Here is a 2,766-nt window from a genome sequence, read left to right on the forward strand (position 1 = left end):
ATAGGGCCCTGCCATCCCAGTTCGGCAAAATACCGGAGCTCTTTTTCCATCGCCTGGAGTACGGCCGATTTATGCTTCAGGGAAGTGGAAAAATGAAAATTGCAATAATGGCACGCTTGTTTGCAAAAAGGGATGTGGAAATAAATACCGCTCATGAGCCTTTTGAAAAATCAGGGGGTACGGAATCCGGCTACCCGTGCTTTCCGGAAACAAAACCCCTCTGTTTTTAAGAAGGGTAAAAATAGGCATTTTGGCAGGATTGATCCGTCGTCCTGAGCTGTGCTCCAACATATAGTCGGTGCAGTCTTGTCTGAAGCGAGTTTTCTTAACAGAGTCCCCCGGTGGTGCGATTACTTTTTGATCCGACCTTCATTTTGCCTGACAAAAGCGTCCCACCCGGTATAGGCCTTGCCGACCGTTACATTTCCCTTGTTGTAGAAATGGCAAACCGCAGCGGCCAGGCCGTCCGTGCAGTCGAGGTTTTTGGGAAGGGTGCCGAGCCCCAGCGTTGTTTGCAGCATTCGGGCCACCTGTTCCTTGCTCGCATTCCCGTTCCCCGTAATCGACATTTTGATTTTTTTGGGCAGGTACTCCGTGATGGGAATCTGCCTGGAAAGCCCCGCCGCCATGGCCACTCCCTGGGCACGACCTAGCTTAAGCATGGACTGTACATTTTTCCCGAAAAACGGAGCTTCAATGGCAATTTCGTCCGGATGATGGGTGTCGATCAGTTCTATTGTACGATCGAAGATGAGTTTCAACTTGGTAAAGTGGTCTTTGTATTTACTTAGGACGAGCTCGTTCATTTGAATAAATTCCATCTCTTTTCCACGTACGCGGATCACACCGAACCCCATAATTGTCGTACCGGGATCAATGCCCAGGATAATAAGTTCAGAAGGTTCGGTTTTAGTCATCGGTGTTCAGTACTAGGGGGATTCGAAAACGCGAACTCACCGGGATTCCCCGCTTCAATGCGGGTTGTAACCGGGGCAGGCTTCGGAGGCTTCTCGCAACAATGGGTTCAAATTCAGGGTTTTCTTTACTGAATGCAGCGTTCTTATCCATGGAAACCACAGAGATTTTCCCCTGGGGGTCTACCATAAAGTCCACATACAGGGTGTCGGCAAGCCGCTGATCGGATTGAAACTCAAAATCCTGCAGGGACATCGAGAGGTGCATGACCAGGTTTTGCTCAAAACAGGTCTGTTGTTCGGGTTTGGATGCCGTTTCTTCACAGGCATCAAAGAGGGGGTATTGGTCCACTTCATTCCAGTCGATAGCGCTTAACTCCTCCTCTACCAATTGCCGCGTCTTCGTTTCCGTGGAAGCGAACCATTCACATGAGGTGAGACAGAGTCCCAAAAGGATCCAATAAAAACCGGCCGTAAGCTTCATACTGCTGCTGTGCGGCCGGAAATTACGATTTTTTTCAGGGAATTCGGAGGGGAATGTATATACCCCTGCCCGTTCCTGAAGCTCTAATCCAATTTAAAGGTTGGGGATGAAATACGGTACGGACACCGCTGAACCTCCGTGCTTTCACGCCTGCATTTGCGGCAAGCGCACCATAATCCGTTGGGTCTCCAATTCTAAAATGGGGTCGGGACCTTTTTGCTGAATGTCGAAATTCCCCAGGATGTGTAACTTTAGGCACTTCAGTGCTACTAACAGGCAATATAACCTCATGGATATCCTGCTGCTAATTCTCGGTTTTTTCTTTATGATTCTCGGAATCCTGGGGAGTTTTCTCCCGGTTGTTCCGGGGCCTCCCATCAGTTGGCTGGGGCTTCTGCTGCTGATTTTAACCCAGGTAATACCGAATGACTGGTGGCTGATCGTCATTACGGGAATTGTCGCTTTGGTTGTAGTGGGTCTGGATTATTGGATCCCCGCCGCCGGAACCCGTAAATTCGGAGGGAGCCGGGCGGGAATGATCGGCACAACAGTGGGACTACTGATATCCATAATTTTCCCGGTTTTGGGCCTGGCCGGTATTGTGATCTGGCCTTTTATAGGGGCCGTGGTGGGAGAACTCATCAATAAAACCGGGCATAAACAGGCTATGAAAGCCGCTTTCGGGTCCTTCATCGGTTTTCTGACCGGCACCTTTCTGAAATTTGTAGTTACCGTAATATTCCTGGGGATCTTTTTAATGCGGGCCTGGAATTACCGCACGGAATTCTTTCCTTTTTTAAATGGATAAACCTATTGTGCCCTCCCTTTAACTTTCTCAAGCCCTGAAGACCACCGGGCCTTCTTTGGGAACCATCCCGATTGGCGCCGCCCTGCTGATAAGTCCCATCCCGGAAACCCATCCCGAAATCCAGACTGGAATTACAGTGGACCTCTGCCTCCTAACACCAGATGGTCAGAAAGCCTTATCGGTAAAAGATGGGTTCTGTTCCGATTTAAGTTCTTAAATTCATCTGGCCATAATGATATTCTATGGATAAAAAAGATTCGGTATTCGCATACGGAGAGGATCACCTAACCCCGGGAAAAGCGCTGCAGATCGCCCGCGGAACCCTCAGGGGTATCCTAACGGAGTCCGCGCGCAAAAAAGTTCAGGCCAGCGCACAGATTGTGGCGCAGATCGTTGAAAAGGGAGCTCCGGTGTATGGGATCAACACGGGCTTTGGCCCGCTTTGTACCACCCGGATTTCCGCCAAAGACACCGAAACCCTGCAAGTCAATATTCTGAAAAGCCACAGCGTGGGTGTAGGTCGGTCCATAGAACCGGAGATTGCCCGGCTCATGCTTATT

4 protein-coding genes and 1 pseudogene are annotated in these 2,766 nt (G+C 49.8%); 2 read left to right on the forward strand and 3 right to left on the reverse strand.

Annotated features, from left to right (window positions below):
• The 3 genes and pseudogenes from WBV75_RS08770 to WBV75_RS08780 form a co-directional block, all read right to left on the reverse strand.
• Positions 1-155: pseudogene (locus WBV75_RS08770) on the reverse strand (radical SAM family heme chaperone HemW); the annotation flags it as partial.
• A 195-nt stretch (positions 156-350) separates the two neighbouring features.
• A complete protein-coding gene (ruvC, locus tag WBV75_RS08775; protein WP_424120251.1) occupies positions 351-917 on the reverse strand; it encodes a crossover junction endodeoxyribonuclease RuvC in 567 nt (188 codons plus the stop codon).
• Complete coding sequence (locus tag WBV75_RS08780) at positions 910-1,398, reverse strand: hypothetical protein (protein WP_424120252.1); 489 nt, start codon at positions 1,396-1,398, stop codon at positions 910-912. Before WBV75_RS08780 ends, ruvC begins: the two co-directional genes overlap by 8 nt.
• Positions 1,399-1,687: 289 nt before the next feature.
• Between WBV75_RS08780 and WBV75_RS08785 the strand changes: the two genes are divergently transcribed.
• Positions 1,688-2,206, forward strand: a complete 519-nt coding sequence (locus tag WBV75_RS08785; protein ID WP_424120254.1) for a DUF456 domain-containing protein — start codon at positions 1,688-1,690, stop codon at positions 2,204-2,206.
• Positions 2,207-2,448: 242 nt separating this feature from the next.
• Positions 2,449-2,766: aromatic amino acid lyase (locus WBV75_RS08790; RefSeq protein ID WP_424120253.1), on the forward strand; the 318-nt coding region annotated here is incomplete at its 3' end.

Origin of the sequence: Robiginitalea sp. (assembly GCF_049588695.1) — a bacterium.
Lineage (GTDB): Bacteria > Bacteroidota > Bacteroidia > Flavobacteriales > Flavobacteriaceae > Robiginitalea.